The sequence below is a fragment of the Aquimarina sp. KJ22-3 genome (genome assembly GCF_055808215.1).
Genome location: NZ_CM147859.1, coordinates 5,114,833 through 5,130,578 on the forward strand (window position 1 = coordinate 5,114,833; position 15,746 = coordinate 5,130,578).

At 36.4% G+C, this 15,746-nt stretch carries 17 protein-coding genes; 9 read left to right on the forward strand and 8 right to left on the reverse strand.

Going from position 1 to position 15,746, the window contains the following annotated elements; genetic code table 11:
- A complete protein-coding gene (locus tag AC0L3Q_RS23590; RefSeq protein ID WP_473283465.1) occupies positions 1 to 732 on the reverse strand; it encodes a polyprenol monophosphomannose synthase in 732 nt (243 codons plus the stop codon).
- Between the two features lie 95 nt (positions 733 to 827).
- Here AC0L3Q_RS23590 and AC0L3Q_RS23595 point away from each other — a divergent pair, with 95 nt between their 5' ends.
- Together AC0L3Q_RS23595 and AC0L3Q_RS23600 are read left to right on the forward strand one after the other, a co-directional pair.
- Entirely contained in the window at positions 828 to 1,481 is a 654-nt protein-coding gene (locus tag AC0L3Q_RS23595; RefSeq protein WP_473283467.1) for a DUF4271 domain-containing protein, read from the forward strand.
- Positions 1,482 to 1,514: 33 nt separating this feature from the next.
- Positions 1,515 to 2,261, forward strand: coding sequence for a uroporphyrinogen-III synthase (locus tag AC0L3Q_RS23600; protein WP_473283469.1), 747 nt, complete (start codon positions 1,515 to 1,517; stop codon positions 2,259 to 2,261).
- A 94-nt stretch (positions 2,262 to 2,355) separates the two neighbouring features.
- Here the strand turns inward: AC0L3Q_RS23600 and pckA are convergent, their stop codons facing one another.
- Both pckA and AC0L3Q_RS23610 read right to left on the reverse strand, forming a co-directional pair.
- Positions 2,356 to 3,972 (reverse strand): phosphoenolpyruvate carboxykinase (ATP), encoded by a 1,617-nt coding sequence (gene pckA / locus AC0L3Q_RS23605; protein ID WP_473283470.1) that lies wholly within the window; start codon positions 3,970 to 3,972, stop codon positions 2,356 to 2,358.
- Positions 3,973 to 4,031: 59 nt separating this feature from the next.
- Entirely contained in the window at positions 4,032 to 4,424 is a 393-nt protein-coding gene (locus AC0L3Q_RS23610) for a DUF423 domain-containing protein (RefSeq protein ID WP_473283472.1), read from the reverse strand.
- Between the two features lie 150 nt (positions 4,425 to 4,574).
- Between AC0L3Q_RS23610 and AC0L3Q_RS23615 the strand changes: the two genes are divergently transcribed.
- Entirely contained in the window at positions 4,575 to 5,945 is a 1,371-nt protein-coding gene (locus tag AC0L3Q_RS23615; protein ID WP_473283474.1) for a saccharopine dehydrogenase family protein, read from the forward strand.
- Between the two features lie 101 nt (positions 5,946 to 6,046).
- On the forward strand, positions 6,047 to 6,517 hold the full coding sequence (locus AC0L3Q_RS23620) for an Lrp/AsnC ligand binding domain-containing protein (RefSeq protein ID WP_073318353.1): 471 nt from the start codon (positions 6,047 to 6,049) through the stop codon (positions 6,515 to 6,517).
- Between the two features lie 55 nt (positions 6,518 to 6,572).
- Here AC0L3Q_RS23620 and AC0L3Q_RS23625 read toward each other — a convergent pair whose 3' ends face one another.
- From AC0L3Q_RS23625 to AC0L3Q_RS23635, 3 genes are all read right to left on the reverse strand, one after another.
- Positions 6,573 to 7,265: a zinc metallopeptidase gene (locus tag AC0L3Q_RS23625; RefSeq protein ID WP_073318356.1), complete on the reverse strand. Its 693-nt coding sequence runs from the start codon at positions 7,263 to 7,265 to the stop codon at positions 6,573 to 6,575.
- A 106-nt stretch (positions 7,266 to 7,371) separates the two neighbouring features.
- Positions 7,372 to 8,487 carry an alanine dehydrogenase gene (gene ald, locus AC0L3Q_RS23630; RefSeq protein WP_473283476.1) on the reverse strand — a complete coding sequence of 372 codons (1,116 nt, stop codon included), beginning with the start codon at positions 8,485 to 8,487 and terminating at the stop codon, positions 7,372 to 7,374.
- 133 nt (positions 8,488 to 8,620) lie between these two features.
- Positions 8,621 to 8,926, reverse strand: a complete 306-nt coding sequence (locus tag AC0L3Q_RS23635; protein WP_473283478.1) for a SemiSWEET family sugar transporter — start codon at positions 8,924 to 8,926, stop codon at positions 8,621 to 8,623.
- An 87-nt stretch (positions 8,927 to 9,013) separates the two neighbouring features.
- Between AC0L3Q_RS23635 and AC0L3Q_RS23640 the strand changes: the two genes are divergently transcribed.
- Positions 9,014 to 9,193 carry a hypothetical protein gene (locus AC0L3Q_RS23640; RefSeq protein WP_073318363.1) on the forward strand — a complete coding sequence of 60 codons (180 nt, stop codon included), beginning with the start codon at positions 9,014 to 9,016 and terminating at the stop codon, positions 9,191 to 9,193.
- A gap of 77 nt (positions 9,194 to 9,270) precedes the next feature.
- Here AC0L3Q_RS23640 and leuS read toward each other — a convergent pair whose 3' ends face one another.
- Positions 9,271 to 12,084: a leucine--tRNA ligase gene (leuS, locus tag AC0L3Q_RS23645; protein WP_473283480.1), complete on the reverse strand. Its 2,814-nt coding sequence runs from the start codon at positions 12,082 to 12,084 to the stop codon at positions 9,271 to 9,273.
- 162 nt (positions 12,085 to 12,246) lie between these two features.
- On the reverse strand, positions 12,247 to 13,170 hold the full coding sequence (locus AC0L3Q_RS23650; protein ID WP_473283482.1) for a 2-dehydropantoate 2-reductase: 924 nt from the start codon (positions 13,168 to 13,170) through the stop codon (positions 12,247 to 12,249).
- 177 nt (positions 13,171 to 13,347) lie between these two features.
- Between AC0L3Q_RS23650 and AC0L3Q_RS23655 the strand changes: the two genes are divergently transcribed.
- From AC0L3Q_RS23655 to AC0L3Q_RS23670, 4 genes are read left to right on the forward strand one after another with little or no spacing between them, the layout of a single operon-like run.
- The gene (locus tag AC0L3Q_RS23655; RefSeq protein ID WP_073318371.1) at positions 13,348 to 14,226 is read left to right on the forward strand and encodes a cell division protein FtsX; all 879 of its coding nucleotides are present in this window, start codon (positions 13,348 to 13,350) and stop codon (positions 14,224 to 14,226) included.
- A 2-nt stretch (positions 14,227 to 14,228) separates the two neighbouring features.
- Positions 14,229 to 15,056 carry a prolipoprotein diacylglyceryl transferase gene (gene lgt / locus AC0L3Q_RS23660; protein WP_473283484.1) on the forward strand — a complete coding sequence of 276 codons (828 nt, stop codon included), beginning with the start codon at positions 14,229 to 14,231 and terminating at the stop codon, positions 15,054 to 15,056.
- Between the two features lie 3 nt (positions 15,057 to 15,059).
- The gene (locus AC0L3Q_RS23665; RefSeq protein ID WP_473283486.1) at positions 15,060 to 15,467 is read left to right on the forward strand and encodes a hypothetical protein; all 408 of its coding nucleotides are present in this window, start codon (positions 15,060 to 15,062) and stop codon (positions 15,465 to 15,467) included.
- Positions 15,448 to 15,714, forward strand: a complete 267-nt coding sequence (locus AC0L3Q_RS23670) for a DUF3098 domain-containing protein (RefSeq protein WP_473283488.1) — start codon at positions 15,448 to 15,450, stop codon at positions 15,712 to 15,714. Before AC0L3Q_RS23665 ends, AC0L3Q_RS23670 begins: the two co-directional genes overlap by 20 nt.
- Positions 15,715 to 15,746 lie beyond the last annotated feature (32 nt).

Here is a 15,746-nt window from a genome sequence, read left to right on the forward strand (position 1 = left end):
TCATATTTCGTAACTTTTAAATAAGCTTTTCAATTTCATTGTTATCACCCCAAATACAGCTTCAGAAATAATTCCTTTACTCATTTTGGAATTTCCTCTGGTTCTATCGGTAAAAATTACCGGAACCTCTTTTATTTTAAATTTTAGTAAATAGGCTTTGAATTTCATTTCAATCTGAAAAGCATATCCCATAAACTTAATCTTGTCGAGGTTAATGCGTTGCAATACCTCTCTTTTATAACAGATAAATCCGGCTGTTGTGTCATGAATATCCATTCCCGTTATAAACCGTACGTATCTAGAGGCAAACCACGACAGCAAAACTCTGCTCATTGGCCAGTTTACCACATTAACACCTGTAACATATCTAGAACCAATGGCAACATCAGAACTACCTTTGGCACAAGCATTATACAATCGAATCAAATCATTGGGATTATGTGAAAAATCTGCGTCCATTTCAAAAATGAATTCGTAAGATCGTTCTAAGGCCCATTTGAAACCAGTTATGTAAGCAGTGCCCAAACCCAGTTTCCCCTCTCGTTCTACCAAAAACAAACGTTCTGGAAACTCGGATTGCATCTTTTTTACTTCGGCAGCCGTTCCATCAGGAGAATTATCGTCTACAATCAAAATATGAAAATCTCTTTGCAGAGAAAACACATTTTTGACGATACGTTCTACATTTTCAATCTCGTTATAGGTAGGGATTATGACTACAGCATCTACCATCTAGGCTATTTTTCACGCAAATATAGGCAAATAATTACTAGATATTTTTTTGTTTTTATAAGTTAATTGATTGTAATTTTGACCCTGCATACCTTATGGAATTCATCACTAGAGAAATACTATCCACCAATTGGCTCACCATTTTGATTATGGTATGTCTTTCTTTGTTGGTTGCTGCAAAGCGTATTAATGCATTACGATTTAATGAGTTTATTATGCTCTTTAGCACCAATAAATACATTTTATCGAGTCAAAAAGCAAATCGTCTTTCTACCGTTTTTAACAGCCTTTTGTTACTCATGCAAATTGTTTCGGTATCCCTATTTTTATACCTTGGGATAGAGGTATTTGAATGGGAAGTACAATCATTTGAGCTTAATTTATTTTTCAAAATTGCTATTGTATACACCTTTATTGTGATTTGTAAATTATTGATAGAAAAAATAGTAGCGACCATTTTTTCTATCGATACCGTGATCGACGAATATCTATTTTATAAAGTTTCCTATCGTAATTTTATGGGGTTGATATTACTTCCCATAAATATTGTATTTATATATACATTTCAGGCCTCCCAAATTGCCTTCTTAATCATATTTATTCTATTGACTATTTTGAATATGATCGTGATGATTTCTTTTTACAAGAAAAATGAAAATATCATTTTAAACCACTTGTTTTATTTTATTTTGTATCTTTGCGCACTTGAAATCGCACCTTATTTTATACTATACAAGCTGGTAAGTTAAATAGGATTTAGGAACGTTAGAAAAGAATAATATATGAAAGTGAAAACAATTTTGGTCTCACAACCAGAACCTAAAGTAGAAAATTCACCTTATTTTGACTTAGAAGAAAGGGAAAAAGTAAAAATCGACTTTATTCCTTTTATTCATGTAGAAGGAGTAGATGCAAAGGAAGTAAGGCTGCAGAAAGTGGATTTATCACAATACTCTGCCATTATTCTTACAAGCCGGAACTCTGTAGACCATTTTTTCAGAATTGCTGAAGAAATGCGTTACAAAGTACCCGATACTATGAAATACTTCTGCCAAAGTGAGGCGGTAGCATATTACTTACAGAAATATGTAGTATACAGAAAAAGAAAGATATATGTAGGTAAGCGTACTTTCCAGGAATTATCTCCATTGATTAAGAAGTATAAAAACGAAAAGTTCTTATTACCGTCTTCCGATAAATTAAAACCAGAGATTCCTAATACTTTAGACACACTTAAAGTAGATTGGAAGCAAGGGATTTTTTACAGAACTGTGGTAAGCGACCTTTCGGACCTAAGAGATGTATTTTATGATGTTCTTGTATTCTTTAGTCCATCAGGTATAAAATCATTGTTCGAAAACTTCCCTGATTTCAAACAAAACAACACTCGCATTGCTGTATTCGGAAACTCTACCGTAAAAGCTGCAGAAGAGCATGGTTTGGTGGTAAACATTCAGGCTCCAACTCCTGAAACTCCATCAATGACTATGGCACTTCAGAAATACATTAAAGAAGTAAACAAAAAATAAATAACCAGTAATCATCTGGTTATCCAACAACTAACTAAAACAAAAAAGGGTTTGAATAATTTCAAACCCTTTTTTAATACATTATCTATAGTTCTTAGAATCCATATCGCTGTGGCCCTCCTCTTCGGATTTCCTCATTGGCATAAGATTCAAACTTTTTGAAATTCTCTCTGAACGCATTCGTTAATTTGAATGCTGTTGTATAGTACGCCTCATCATCATTCCAGGTTGCTCTAGGGCTTAAAACTGTATCAGGAATTCCTGGGCAAGTTCTAGGCTGCGCCACTCCAAATACCGAGTGAATATGATAATCATCATAAGAATACAGTCCTAAATCACCATTCAATACTGCTTGAATCATTGCACGTGTATACTTCAACTTGATACGTGTTCCTACTCCATAAGGTCCACCAGTCCATCCTGTGTTCACCAACCATACATTAACCCCGGTTTCCTGCATCTTCTCTATCAGCATCTCTGCGTACTTTGTAGGATGCAAAGGCATAAACGGAGCTCCAAAACACGCAGAAAAAGAAGGCTGTGGCTCTACCACTCCTGCTTCTGTACCCGCCACCTTTGCTGTATATCCTGATATGAAGTGATATGCCGCCTGACTAGGTGTTAACTTTGAAATCGGAGGCAATACTCCAAAAGCATCTGCCGTAAGGAAAAATATATTTTTGGTATCCTTCCCGATAGAAGGCACCTGAATATTTTCAATATGATGAATAGGATAACTTACTCTGGTATTCTGCGTAATAGAAGTATCAGCAAAATCAACCTCGCCATTATCATCTATGATTACATTTTCAAGAATAGCTCCTTTTTTGATTGCTCCATAGATCTCTGGCTCTTTCTCTGAAGATAGATCAATTACTTTTGCATAGCAACCTCCTTCAAAATTGAATATGGTGTTCTCATTCGTCCATCCGTGCTCATCATCACCAATCAACTTGCGGTTAGGATCTGTAGAAAGTGTAGTTTTACCTGTTCCCGAAAGCCCAAAGAAGATTGCAGTATCTCCTTCATTACCAATATTTGCAGAACAGTGCATTGGTAATACATCACGTTCTACAGGAAGAATAAAATTTAAGGCAGAGAAAATACCTTTTTTGATCTCGCCGGTATATCCTGTTCCTCCAATAAGTGCAATTTTTCTTCCGAAATTTAAGATCGCAAAGTTATGCTGTCTGGTTCCGTCAACACCTGCATCTGCCATAAAACCAGGCGCATTGATTACTGTCCACTCAGGGTCAAAATCTTTTAACTCCTCTGCAGTAGGTCTCAAAAACATATTATAAGCAAACATGTTCGACCACGGATATTCGTTGATCACACGAATATTTAATCTATATTCCGGATCAGCACAAGCGTAACTATCTCTTACATAAATTTCTTTTCCAGACAAATACTTAGTTACCTTGTCATAAAGTTTATCAAATGCTTCTGGCTCAAAAGGAATATTAATATCACCCCACCAAATCTTGTCTTTGGTGATATCATCTTTCACAATAAAACGGTCCATAGGAGATCGTCCTGTAAACTCTCCTGTTTTGATCGCTAATGCTCCTGATTTAGTGATTTCTCCCTGGCCCTTTTTTACTACCTCCTGTTCTAATTCTTCAGCAGACAATTGGTAGTGCATAGTAGCATCTTCAATACCGTAATTCTTTAACGAAAACGTTTTCGTAGTTGGATACAGTGTTCCCATAAAAATATGTTGTGTATGTTATGTACATGCAAAATTATAAATAATAATTACACTAACCTTCAAAAATTTGACTTAATCTTAACAAGGGATATAATAAAGAAAATCCATCCAAAAATTAACAAAAAACCTCCCAAAGGTGTAATAAAACCAATACTTGACAAAGAAATCCCTAACACTTCATCCAATACCAAAAGGTATATTGATCCTGAAAAAAGAGCAATTCCAGCCACAAAAAGATAAAAGATTCGTTTTTTGGAAGAAGATTCCAAAACATTCATATTCCCTAAAATAATACAAACTATAGCGTGATACATTTGATATCGCACTCCTGTATTAAATGAAGCGATATTCTTGGCATCCACTAGTTTTTCTAAACCATGCGCCCCAAAAGCACCAAAAAGTACTGCGGTTAAGGCCAGAGATGCGCCGGTAATCAAAATTGTTTTGTTCATTGTGGTTTCTATTCAATTTGACTATTGATTGAGATAAAAAAGAAATTTTAAACACAAATTTACCAGAAACATAACGAATGTAATAGGATAGCATTCTTATTTTTTTAGGTATTTACTACATTCGTATTAAAGTTATCAAAATAATCGGGTATGCGTAACATCTTAGTTATTGGCGCGGGAAAATCTACTGCGGTGTTAATCAAGTATTTTCAGGATAAATCTACGAGTGAAAACCTATGTATCACTATAGGAGATATTTCGTTGCAAAATGCAGAAAAGCTGGCTGGTGATCACCCCAATACCAAAGCCATTGTGTTAGATGTTTTTGATGAAGATTCAAGACAAAAAGCAATTTCAGAAGCAGATATTGTTATTTCTATGTTGCCCGCACGATTTCATATTGAAGTAGCCAAAGATTGTCTGAAATTTGGTAAAAACATGGTCACTGCCTCGTATGTAAGTCCTGAAATGCAAGAATTACATGAGGATGTGAAGCGCAAGGGGCTCTTATTTATGAATGAAATAGGTGTTGACCCGGGTATTGATCATATGAGCGCCATGCAAGTGATCGATCGCATTAGAAACAAAGGAGGAAAAATGATTCTTTTTGAATCCTTTACCGGTGGTTTGGTAGCTCCGGAAAGCGATTCTAATCTATGGAACTACAAGTTTACCTGGAACCCCCGTAATGTTGTTGTTGCTGGACAAGGTGGAGCAGCGAAGTTCCTACAGGAAGGTGCTTACAAATACATCCCTTATCATAAACTGTTTCGACGAACTGAGTTTTTGGAAGTAGAAGGATATGGCAAATTTGAAGCTTATGCCAATCGGAATTCTCTGAAGTATCAAAGCATTTATGGTCTTGATGATATACTTACGTTGTATCGAGGAACGATCAGACGCGTTGGATTCTCTAGAGCGTGGAATACTTTTGTTCAATTAGGGATGACCGCAGATGACTATACTATCGAAAATTCTGAAAACATGAGTTATCGGGATTTTATCAACTCTTTCTTAGCCTATTCTCCCACAGATTCTGCGGAGCTAAAACTACGCCATTACCTAAAGATCGATCAAGACGATATTATGTGGGAAAAACTACAAGAGCTTGATCTCTTTAACCCAAATAAGAAAGTCGGAATTGCCAATGCCACTCCTGCTCAAATTCTTCAAAAAATACTTACCGAAAAATGGAGCCTGGATCCTGAAGACAAAGATATGATTGTAATGTATCATAAATTTGGTTACGAACTTGACGGAAAAAGACAACAAATCGATGCCACCATGGTTTGCCTTGGAGAAAATCAGACTTATACTGCAATGGCCAGAACCGTTGGTCTACCCGTAGCAATGGTCGCTTTAAAGATCTTAAATAATGAAGTTTCACTAACAGGAGTACAAATTCCGATCCACAAAGAGGTATACGATCCTATTCTTCAGGAACTAGAAGATTATGATATCATTTTTAAAGAAAAAGAACGGGACTATTTGGGTTATAATCCAGATGGAGTAAAAGGATAACACTCTTAATTACAACTTACAAATTTCTTCATTTGTAAGTTTTTAACTTTCTTTTCTACTATAGAATTGTATTTTTGATTAAAAATTGCAATCTCAATTCTATGAAAAATCAAAATACTACCTTAAAAATTGATGGTATTGATAAAGAAATTTTGCGTAATCTTATGGAAGATGCCCGCAGACCTATCCTGGAAATAGCACGAAAAGTAGGCATCTCTGGAGCAGCAATCCATCAAAGGCTACGTAAAATTGAAGCTTCAGGACTTATTGCGGGTTCTAAATTCATTATAGATCCAAAAATCTTAGGATATAAAACCATGGCATTTGTGGGTGTGTTTTTAGACAAGGCCGTAAGCAATCCCAAAGCTGTAAAAGAACTAAAAGAAATCCCAGAAGTTATCGAGTGCCATTATACAACAGGAAATTGGTCGATATTCATTAAGATACTATGTAAAGACAATGAGCATCTGATGAATGTTTTGAATAAAAACATACAAGCTATTGAAGGTGTTTCACGCACAGAAACTTTCATTTCTCTCGACCAACAAATTGATAGACAAATTAATATCTAAAAAAACCTCTCGCATATCACACAAGAGGTCTTTTAATATTCAAATAAAGTATTTTTTAATCTCTTCTACCCATAAATATGGATATAAAATAGAGCAAGGTCGCTAAAGAACCAAGTGCAGCTACTACATAAGTTCTGGCAGCCCACTTCAACGCATCTTTTGCACCAGCGTGCTCTTCTGAGGTAAGCATTCTATTATTCTCTAACCAAGCCAAAGCTCTATTACTAGCATCATATTCTACAGGAAGAGTGATAAACGCAAATAAGGTAGTTACCGCAAACAGTAGTATTCCTACCAAAAAAATGGTGTTACCAAGCAACATTCCTGAAGCCGAAAGCACTAAACCAGCCATAATAACGATATTCGATAATTTACTGGCCATACCAACAGCCGGAACAATCTTAGATCGCATAGTCAACCAACTATAAGCAGTAGCATGTTGTACCGCGTGCCCAACTTCGTGCGCCGCAACTGCTGCTGCTGCAGCATTACGCTGATGATACACTCCTTCACTTAGATTAACAGTCTTTTTTAGAGGGTTATAGTGATCGGTAAGCATTCCTGGTGTAGAAATTACCTGTACATCGTTAATACCATTATCCTGTAACATTTTGGTAGCGATTTCTGCGCCACTCATTCCGTTACGAAGATGAATTTTAGAATATTCTTTAAACTTGCTTTTGAGTCTATTACTTACAAAAGAACTCACCAAAAAGATGATTCCTGCAATGACATAATATCCCATCATAACTTTTACTTTTTATTATATTAAATGTACAATAAAAAAAGCAAAAACCTCGCCAAAATGACGAGGTCTAAGGTTAAATAAACTTGAGTTAGCCAATAAGTCGAGTTTAACTTATATAATCGTTCACGTCGTGTAATGGAAGCTCAAACGCCTCTGAAATAGCGGGATACACTACATCTCCATTAATGACATTTAATCCTTTTTTAAGTGGTTCATTCTCTGCACATGCCTTCTTCCAACCTTTATTCGCTAATTGCACAGCATATGGCAAAGTGACATTCGTAAGTGCCAAAGTAGAAGTATATGGCACTGCTCCTGGCATGTTTGCCACAGAATAATGTACTACATCATCAATAATATATACTGGGTCCTGATGCGTTGTAGGTTTGGTGGTTTCAAAACACCCTCCCTGATCTACAGCAACATCTACCAAGACAGTTCCTGGGCGCATTTCTTTCAGCATATCACGAGTGATTAATTTTGGTGCTTTGGCACCAGGAATCAATACTCCTCCTACGATCAAATCTGATGTCTTGATATGCTTACGGATGGTATACTCGTTTGAATATTCTGTATTAATATTGGCAGGCATTACATCATCCAAATATTTCAATCGTTTTGGACTGATATCAAGAATGGTTACATCTGCTCCCATACCTGCAGCCATTTTTGCAGCTTGAGTTCCTACTACACCACCACCAAGAATCAATACTTTTGCAGGTGCTACACCAGGCACACCTCCTAATAGAATACCTCTTCCTTTTAAAGGTTTTTCTAAGTACTTAGCTCCTTGCTGAATAGACATTCTACCAGCAACCTCGCTCATAGGTGTTAATAACGGTAAACTACGATCAGGATCTTCAACAGTTTCATAAGAAATACAAACTGATCCACTATCGATCATTGCCTTGGTTAATACCTCGCTAGAAGCAAAATGAAAATAGGTAAATAACAATTGATCTTTCTTGATCAATTTATATTCTGGTTCAATAGGCTCTTTTACCTTGATGATCATTTCAGCTGTTTGATAAACATCCTCAATAGTCGGTAAAATTTTTCCTCCTGCACTTATATACTCTTCATCACTAAATCCACTCTGAAGACCAGCATCCTTTTGAATATAAACAGCATGACCATGTCTAACCAATTCCATAGTCCCAGCAGGCGTTACACCTACTCTGTTTTCGTTATTCTTGATTTCCTTAGGAACACCAATTATCATATTCTTATTTTTTGGTCGAAAATAGCTGTTTTTATGAAATAAAACAATAAATACCCCTTCAAAAATATTTTATCGATAATTTTGATAGGTTTTAATCTAAATTGTTAAAAATCAGCAAACCTTCTAACTTTTATTAATTTTTATATCGAATTTTAAAATAAAGAAGAAGTATTCCGGAAATTGCCGTAACAAAGTTAGCCAGAATGATAGGAAAACTATCTATCAAAAAACCATAAACTAACCAGCTGAGCACACCCGAGACAAAAATAAGCAACATCGATAGTGATAAACTATCGGTAGATTTTGTTTTCCAGGTTTTATACACCTGTGGTAAAAATGCCGCGGTGGTTAAGATGGCCGCAATCAACCCTAATAGCTCTACAAAATCAAACCCTAGCCATAACAGATGCGTAAAATAAACAGTCAACATATACTTCATTTCCCTAAACCATTGAAAAATTGTTGCTTCCCAAGCAAAAAAACAATATCTTAATCAAATATAATTTTTTTCTAAAACAGAAAACCAATGAAACACAGAAATAACAATTCGTTAAAAAAATGGGGCGTAAAAGAATTGAACAAAAGTGCTTTGGCAATGGTATTTGGAGGAACTGCTACCACTCCACCAAAGGAAGATGAAATTGTTGAATTTAAACAGGGAAATGACAGAGTAGTACGCAAAAAACCAGGAAGAACAACCTACTAATTCGATATATTTAAAAAAAGAAGACCGCTTTACAGATGTAAAGCGGTCTTCTTTTTTATTTCATGTAGAGAGTTGTATTACCCCACCACATTCACAATCTTACCCGGAACCACTATTACCTTTTTAGGTGCTCTTCCGGCAAGTTGCTGTTGTGTTTTTTCGTGAGCCATTACTGCAGCTTCTATATCTTCTTTACTCATATCTAATGGCAACTCTAATTCGAATCGCTTTTTACCGTTAAAAGAAATAGGATACACCTTTGCGCTTTCAACCAAGTGCGAGGCATCAAATTGTGGAAAAGAAGTCGTCGAAATCGAATTTTCATGCCCTAATCTACTCCATAGCTCTTCTGCAATATGTGGCGCATATGGTGAAATCAATACCAACAGCGATTCTAAAATCTGTTTACTATTACACTTTTGAGCAGTTAATTCATTAACAGCAATCATAAACGTACTTACCGAGGTATTGAAAGAGAAGTTTTCTATATCCTCTTCAACCTTTTTGATCGTTTTATGTAACGTTTTCAAATTCTCTTTGGTGGGCTCGGCATCCGTAACTTCAAAAACATCTCCGTTATGGTATAACTTCCATAACTTTTTAAGGAAAGAATGCACTCCCGTGATCCCAGCCGTATTCCATGGTTTTGCCTGCTCCAATGGCCCCAAAAACATCTCGTACAAACGTAAGGTATCTGCTCCATAATCATTACAAATATCATCTGGATTAACTACGTTAAACCATCTTTTCGACATTTTCTCGACCTCTCTCCCTACAACATATTTATCATCTTCTAGCAAGAACTCTGCGTCTTTAAATTGAGGCTGCCAATTTCTCAAAGCCTCAACATCCAACTCGTCAGAACTATTGATCAAATTCACATCTACACGTAGCTCTTCGGTCTCATGTTGATCCTTTAATCCTTTACTTACATAGGTATTTGTTCCACTCACACGATACACTATCGCGCTCGTTCCTAAAATCATTCCTTGGTTGATCAACTTTTTGGCAAACTCATCTACAGGTACATATCCGCGATCAAACAAGAATTTTTGCCAAAAACGAGCGTATAACAAATGCCCAGTAGCGTGCTCGCTACCTCCAATATATAGATCCACTTCTTTCCAATAGGCAATCGCTTCCTTAGAAAAAACCTCTTCCTCGTTACAAGGATCCATATATCTATTAAAGTAATATGAACTACCTGCCCAACCTGGCATGGTATTCAATTCTAAAGGAAATACCGTTTTATGATCAATAAGATCATTGGATACTACCTCATTGGTATCGGTATCCCAAGCCCAAACCGTTGCCCTTCCTAAAGGGGGTTCTCCAGTCTCGGTTGGCAAATATTTTTCTACCTCTGGTAATTGTATCGGTAAATGTTCCTTAGCAATCATTTGAGGCATTCCGTCTACATAATACACCGGGAATGGTTCTCCCCAGTAACGCTGTCTACTAAATACCGCATCACGTAACCTATAATTGATCTTTCCTTCTCCCTGACCTAACTTTTCTAACTCCTCAATCGCTTTTTTGGTAGCTTCCTTATAACTCAATCCATTCAAGAAATCAGAATTTGCGATTACCGTAGTGTCTTTGTCAGCAAAAGCTTCTTCAGAAATATCAACTCCATCAAAAATATTAGGGATAGTAATATCAAAATGCTTCGCAAAATCATAATCTCTTTGATCTCCACATGGTACGGCCATTACAGCACCGGTACCATAACCGGCCAAAACATAATCCCCAATCCAAACCGGGATAGGTTCTTTGGTAAAAGGATGCTCTGCATAAGCCCCTGTAAACACCCCGCTAATCGTTTTTACATCTGCCATACGCTCACGTTCACTTCGCTTGGCTGTGGCTTCTATATAAGCTTCAACTTCTTGCTTTTGATCAGCAGTTGTGATTTTTTGCACCAATTCGTGTTCTGGAGCCAAAGTCATAAAACTAACTCCATAAATGGTATCAGGACGTGTAGTAAATACTTCAATTACTTCATCGTGATCTTTTACATTAAAAACTACACTTGCTCCTTGTGATCTGCCGATCCAATTGGTTTGAGAATCTTTTAATGGCTGCGGCCAATCGATGGTTTGCAATCCATCCAATAGACGTTGTGCATATGCCGAAATTCGCATACTCCACTGCGTCATTTTTTTACGAATTACAGGGTACCCTCCACGTTCTGAAACGCCATTTACGATTTCGTCATTGGCTAATACCGTTCCTAATTGCGGACACCAATTAACTTCCGTCTCTGCCAAATAGGTAAGTCTGTACTTTAACAACACCTCCTGCTTTTCTTTTGAAGAAAAAGCATTCCACTGATCTGCAGTAAAAATCGTAACATCTTCATCACAACTAGCATTTACTGTCGCATTTCCTTTTTCAGAGAAAACAGTTTCCAAATCAGTAATAGCTCTGGCCTTCTCGCTATCAAAATCATACCAGGAATCAAAAAGTTGGATAAAGATCCATTGTGTCCATTTATAAAAAGAAGGATCACTGGTCCTTACTTCACGACTCCAGTCAAAAGAAAATCCAATTTTATCCAATTGTTCCCGATATCTGGTGATATTTTCTTTGGTGGTAATAGCCGGATGCTGACCTGTTTGTATGGCATATTGCTCTGCAGGTAATCCAAAAGAATCATACCCTTGCGGATGTAATACATTAAATCCTTTATGTCTTTTGTAACGGGCATAAATATCGCTAGCGATATATCCCAGAGGGTGCCCAACATGCAAACCTGCTCCAGATGGATATGGAAACATATCCAGAACATAATATTTTGGTTTAGAACTGTTATTCTCTGCTTTGAACGTTTGGTTCTCTGCCCAATATTTTTGCCATTTGGCTTCTAGGGAATTAAAATCGTAGCTCATCAATCTAAAATTAAGATCGCAAATTTACGATTTTATGCGAGTTAAACAGACTTATCCTATTAAGTAATTATCATTTCACTACGCTTTCATTTCTTTTGCTTGTCCAAAAGAAATGAAACAAAGAAAAAGACACCTTTAAATGCTATGCTTTTTAGAAACCTCCTAACTTCTCGCTTTAGCTTCCATAGGCTGTAAACAACTGTAAATAAAAGAATTTACTGGTGTTGCAATTCCTAGTTTTTCTCCCTCTTTTACAATAAATCCATTAAAATTATCCAATTCTGAAGGGCGACCGTCTAGAATATCGCGTTGGGTAGAGGCCGTAGAATCATAAGGTTGTTTACCGATAAAATTCATAATACGAGAAACCAAATCATCTGGCAATTGCACACCCTTGGCCTTACCCACTTTAAAAATTTCTGTAGCCGTTTGTTCTAGAATAGATCTTGTCCCGGTGTTTTCATACATTTCTCCGATAGTAATACGAGTAAGAGCTCCCAATCCACTTACCGTAGCAATAAACATAAACTTACTCCAGATATCTACGTAAATATCTTCAGAAATGGTATTTCGAAAACCCGCAGTATCAAACAACTGTTTTATCTTTTGTATTCTCTCGGTTTTGTTTTTATCAATCTCCCCAAAAACAACCTCGGGATCGTGCCCAAAATGGGAAATCACCCCATAGTCTTCAATTTTACTGTAGATCTTGCACAATCCTCCTACGACATGTTTTGGTGGCAAAACCGAAAGCAATTTTTCGATATTATCTGCTCCATTTTGCAATGGCATTACTACAGTATCTTCTTTAAGTAAAGGAATTACCATTTTCGCCGCTGCTATTACCTGCCAGGATTTGGTACAAATCAAAATAAGATCTGCCTTTTCAACTTCAGTGATATCATCGGTTATCATGTATGGATGAGTTACAAAATCACCTTGTATACTTTTTACTTGTAGTCCATTATTTTGTATAGCTTCCAGATGCTGTCCTCTGGCTACAAGCGTTACTTTTTGATTTGAATTAGAAATCTTTCCTCCAAAATATCCCCCAACACCTCCAACTCCAATAATAACTGTGTGCATTATCTATGGTTTTGTATGATTAAAACTGTTTGTTGACTAAAAAATAGCTTTCTTCTACTCCTTTATACAAAAAAGGAAAGCGCTTTTCTGTCCTTGTAAAAATATCGTAAATAAGAATGCGTTATTCACTTATCAAAGTTAGTTAAGTTTACTATTTTTACTGCAAAATATTTCTTTATGAGTTCTTCTTTCGAAAAATATCAAAAACGACGGCTAATCTCTTCCTATTTTTCGGTGGTTATTAGTATATCGTTAGTGCTATTTTTATTAGGGCTCTTAGGTCTTTTGGTACTTAATACTAAAAAAGTAGCCGATCACTTCAAAGAAAAAATTGCGTTAACCATCTATCTAAAAGATACCGCCAAAGAAATTGAAGTAAAACAACTGGAGAAAACACTGGCTTTGGCAGAATATACAAAATCCACTCAGTTTATATCCAAAGATGTGGCTGCCGAAGAACACAGCAAAGATATTGGAGAAAATTTTATGGAATTTCTTGGGTATAACCCTTTACAAAACTCTATAGATGTCTATCTAAAAGCTGATTTTGTGGATCCGGCCAAAATAGAGGAGATTTCAAAATCTATTACCAAAAAGAATTTTGTGGACGAAGTGATTTATGACAAGCCTCTGATTTCTTTATTAAACGACAATATTAAACGAATAAGTTTTTGGGTATTGCTGGTCAGTGCTATTTTTACTTTTATCGCGGTGTTGTTAATCAACAGTTCTATTCGATTATCGGTGTACTCCAAACGTTTTATCATAAAAACCATGCAGATGGTAGGAGCGACCAAAAAATTTATCCGGAAACCATTTGTTTGGAAAAGCGTTCGCCTGGGTATGATCGGTGCTATTGTAGCACTAATTGGAGTAGGTGTCGTGTTGTATTACCTAAATAAAACATTCCCTGAATTAGCCCTTCTGGAAGACAAAATTCTACTGGTCATTTTGTTTGCAGGTGTTTTTGGGATTGGGGTAGTTATTACCTGGATTAGTACTTTCTTTGCTACCCAACGTTTTCTTAATCTTAGAACAGACGAATTATATTACTAGCCATGATAGGACCTATAGAATGGAATGTTGATCCCGAAATCATAAAATTATTCGGCATTTTTCCTTTAAAATATTACGGCCTTCTGTTTTTGACAGGGATTATATTATCCTATACCCTGGTTAAATACATGTATCAGACCGAAAAAGTTCCTGTAAAGGATCTAGAAAAACTTTCTACCTATCTTTTTGTTGGGATTTTTGCGGGAATGCGTCTTGGTCATTGTTTGTTTTATGACTTTGAGTATTTCTCTCAACATCCTCTAGAGATATTTTTGCCTTTCCAAATTGTTGATGGCACCTGGTATTTTACCGGATTTACTGGCTTAGCCAGTCATGGAGGTAGTATCGGAGCGATAATTGCGGTGTTTCTATATGTCTACAAATACAAAGCCCCTCTATTCTGGATTTTGGACCGAATTGCAATGGTTGCTCCTGTAACAGGAGCTTTTATCCGCTTTGGAAATTTTATGAATTCTGAAATCTATGGCAAACCCACAGATGGTGATTACGGGGTTATTTTTATGCGAGATGATTTGATTGCCAGACACCCTACCCAGTTGTATGAAGCTTTTTCATATCTGATTATCTTCGGAATTGTTTGGTATTTGTATCAAAAAACGAATCTTAAAAACCGAAAAGGTGTGCTATTTGGACTAGTAATCGCTTTGGTATTTATCATGCGATTTATTATTGAATTCTACAAAGAGAATCAGGTTGCTTTTGAAGATGCAATGGCACTAAACATGGGGCAATGGCTGAGTATTCCTTTTATCCTATGCGGACTCGTTTTACTTGTATTCGGATTACGTAAAAACAAAGTAACTGCTTAGCCTATGAGAAAAGTAGGAAAAATATGGTTTTCGATTGTTTTTGTCTTATTCATTGGATTTATGTGGATGATGGTACAAACCTTTAAACCGGTAAGAAACGTGCAACCGGATGATGTACTTAAGGTGAGTGGTATGGTGATAGAGGTTAAAGAAAGTCCGGGTTTTGATATTGTTCTGACCTTGCAATCTGATGCACACTACTATTATATCAATAGAGGATTACAGACGGGACTAACCATCGAAGGACTTCAAAAAGAAATCCTAAACAAAACTGTTACTTTGTATCCTATCAAAAGATGGACTATATTTACCCGCGACAGCAATATGGGACACATTTCCAAATTGATGATAGGTGACCGAGTTCTGTATAACGAGATAAATAACGACACGCATGAAAAAACAGTCCAATAAAAATACCCCTCCAAAACCTGGTTTTGTTTTCGGTAAGAAAAATTATGTTGTAATGGCCATAGGTCTTGCTGTTATTGCGCTTGGTTTTATCCTTATGGCAGGAGGAGGAAGCGATGATCCTAATGTGTTTAACCCAGAGATCTACAACTTCAGAAGAATTAGGCTAGCTCCTACTATTGTACTACTTGGTTTTGGGATCGAGATATACGCTATTTTGTTGGATCCAAATAAGAAGAAAAAAGAATAATCCTCATTTTATTATTAGGAGTACACCTATAT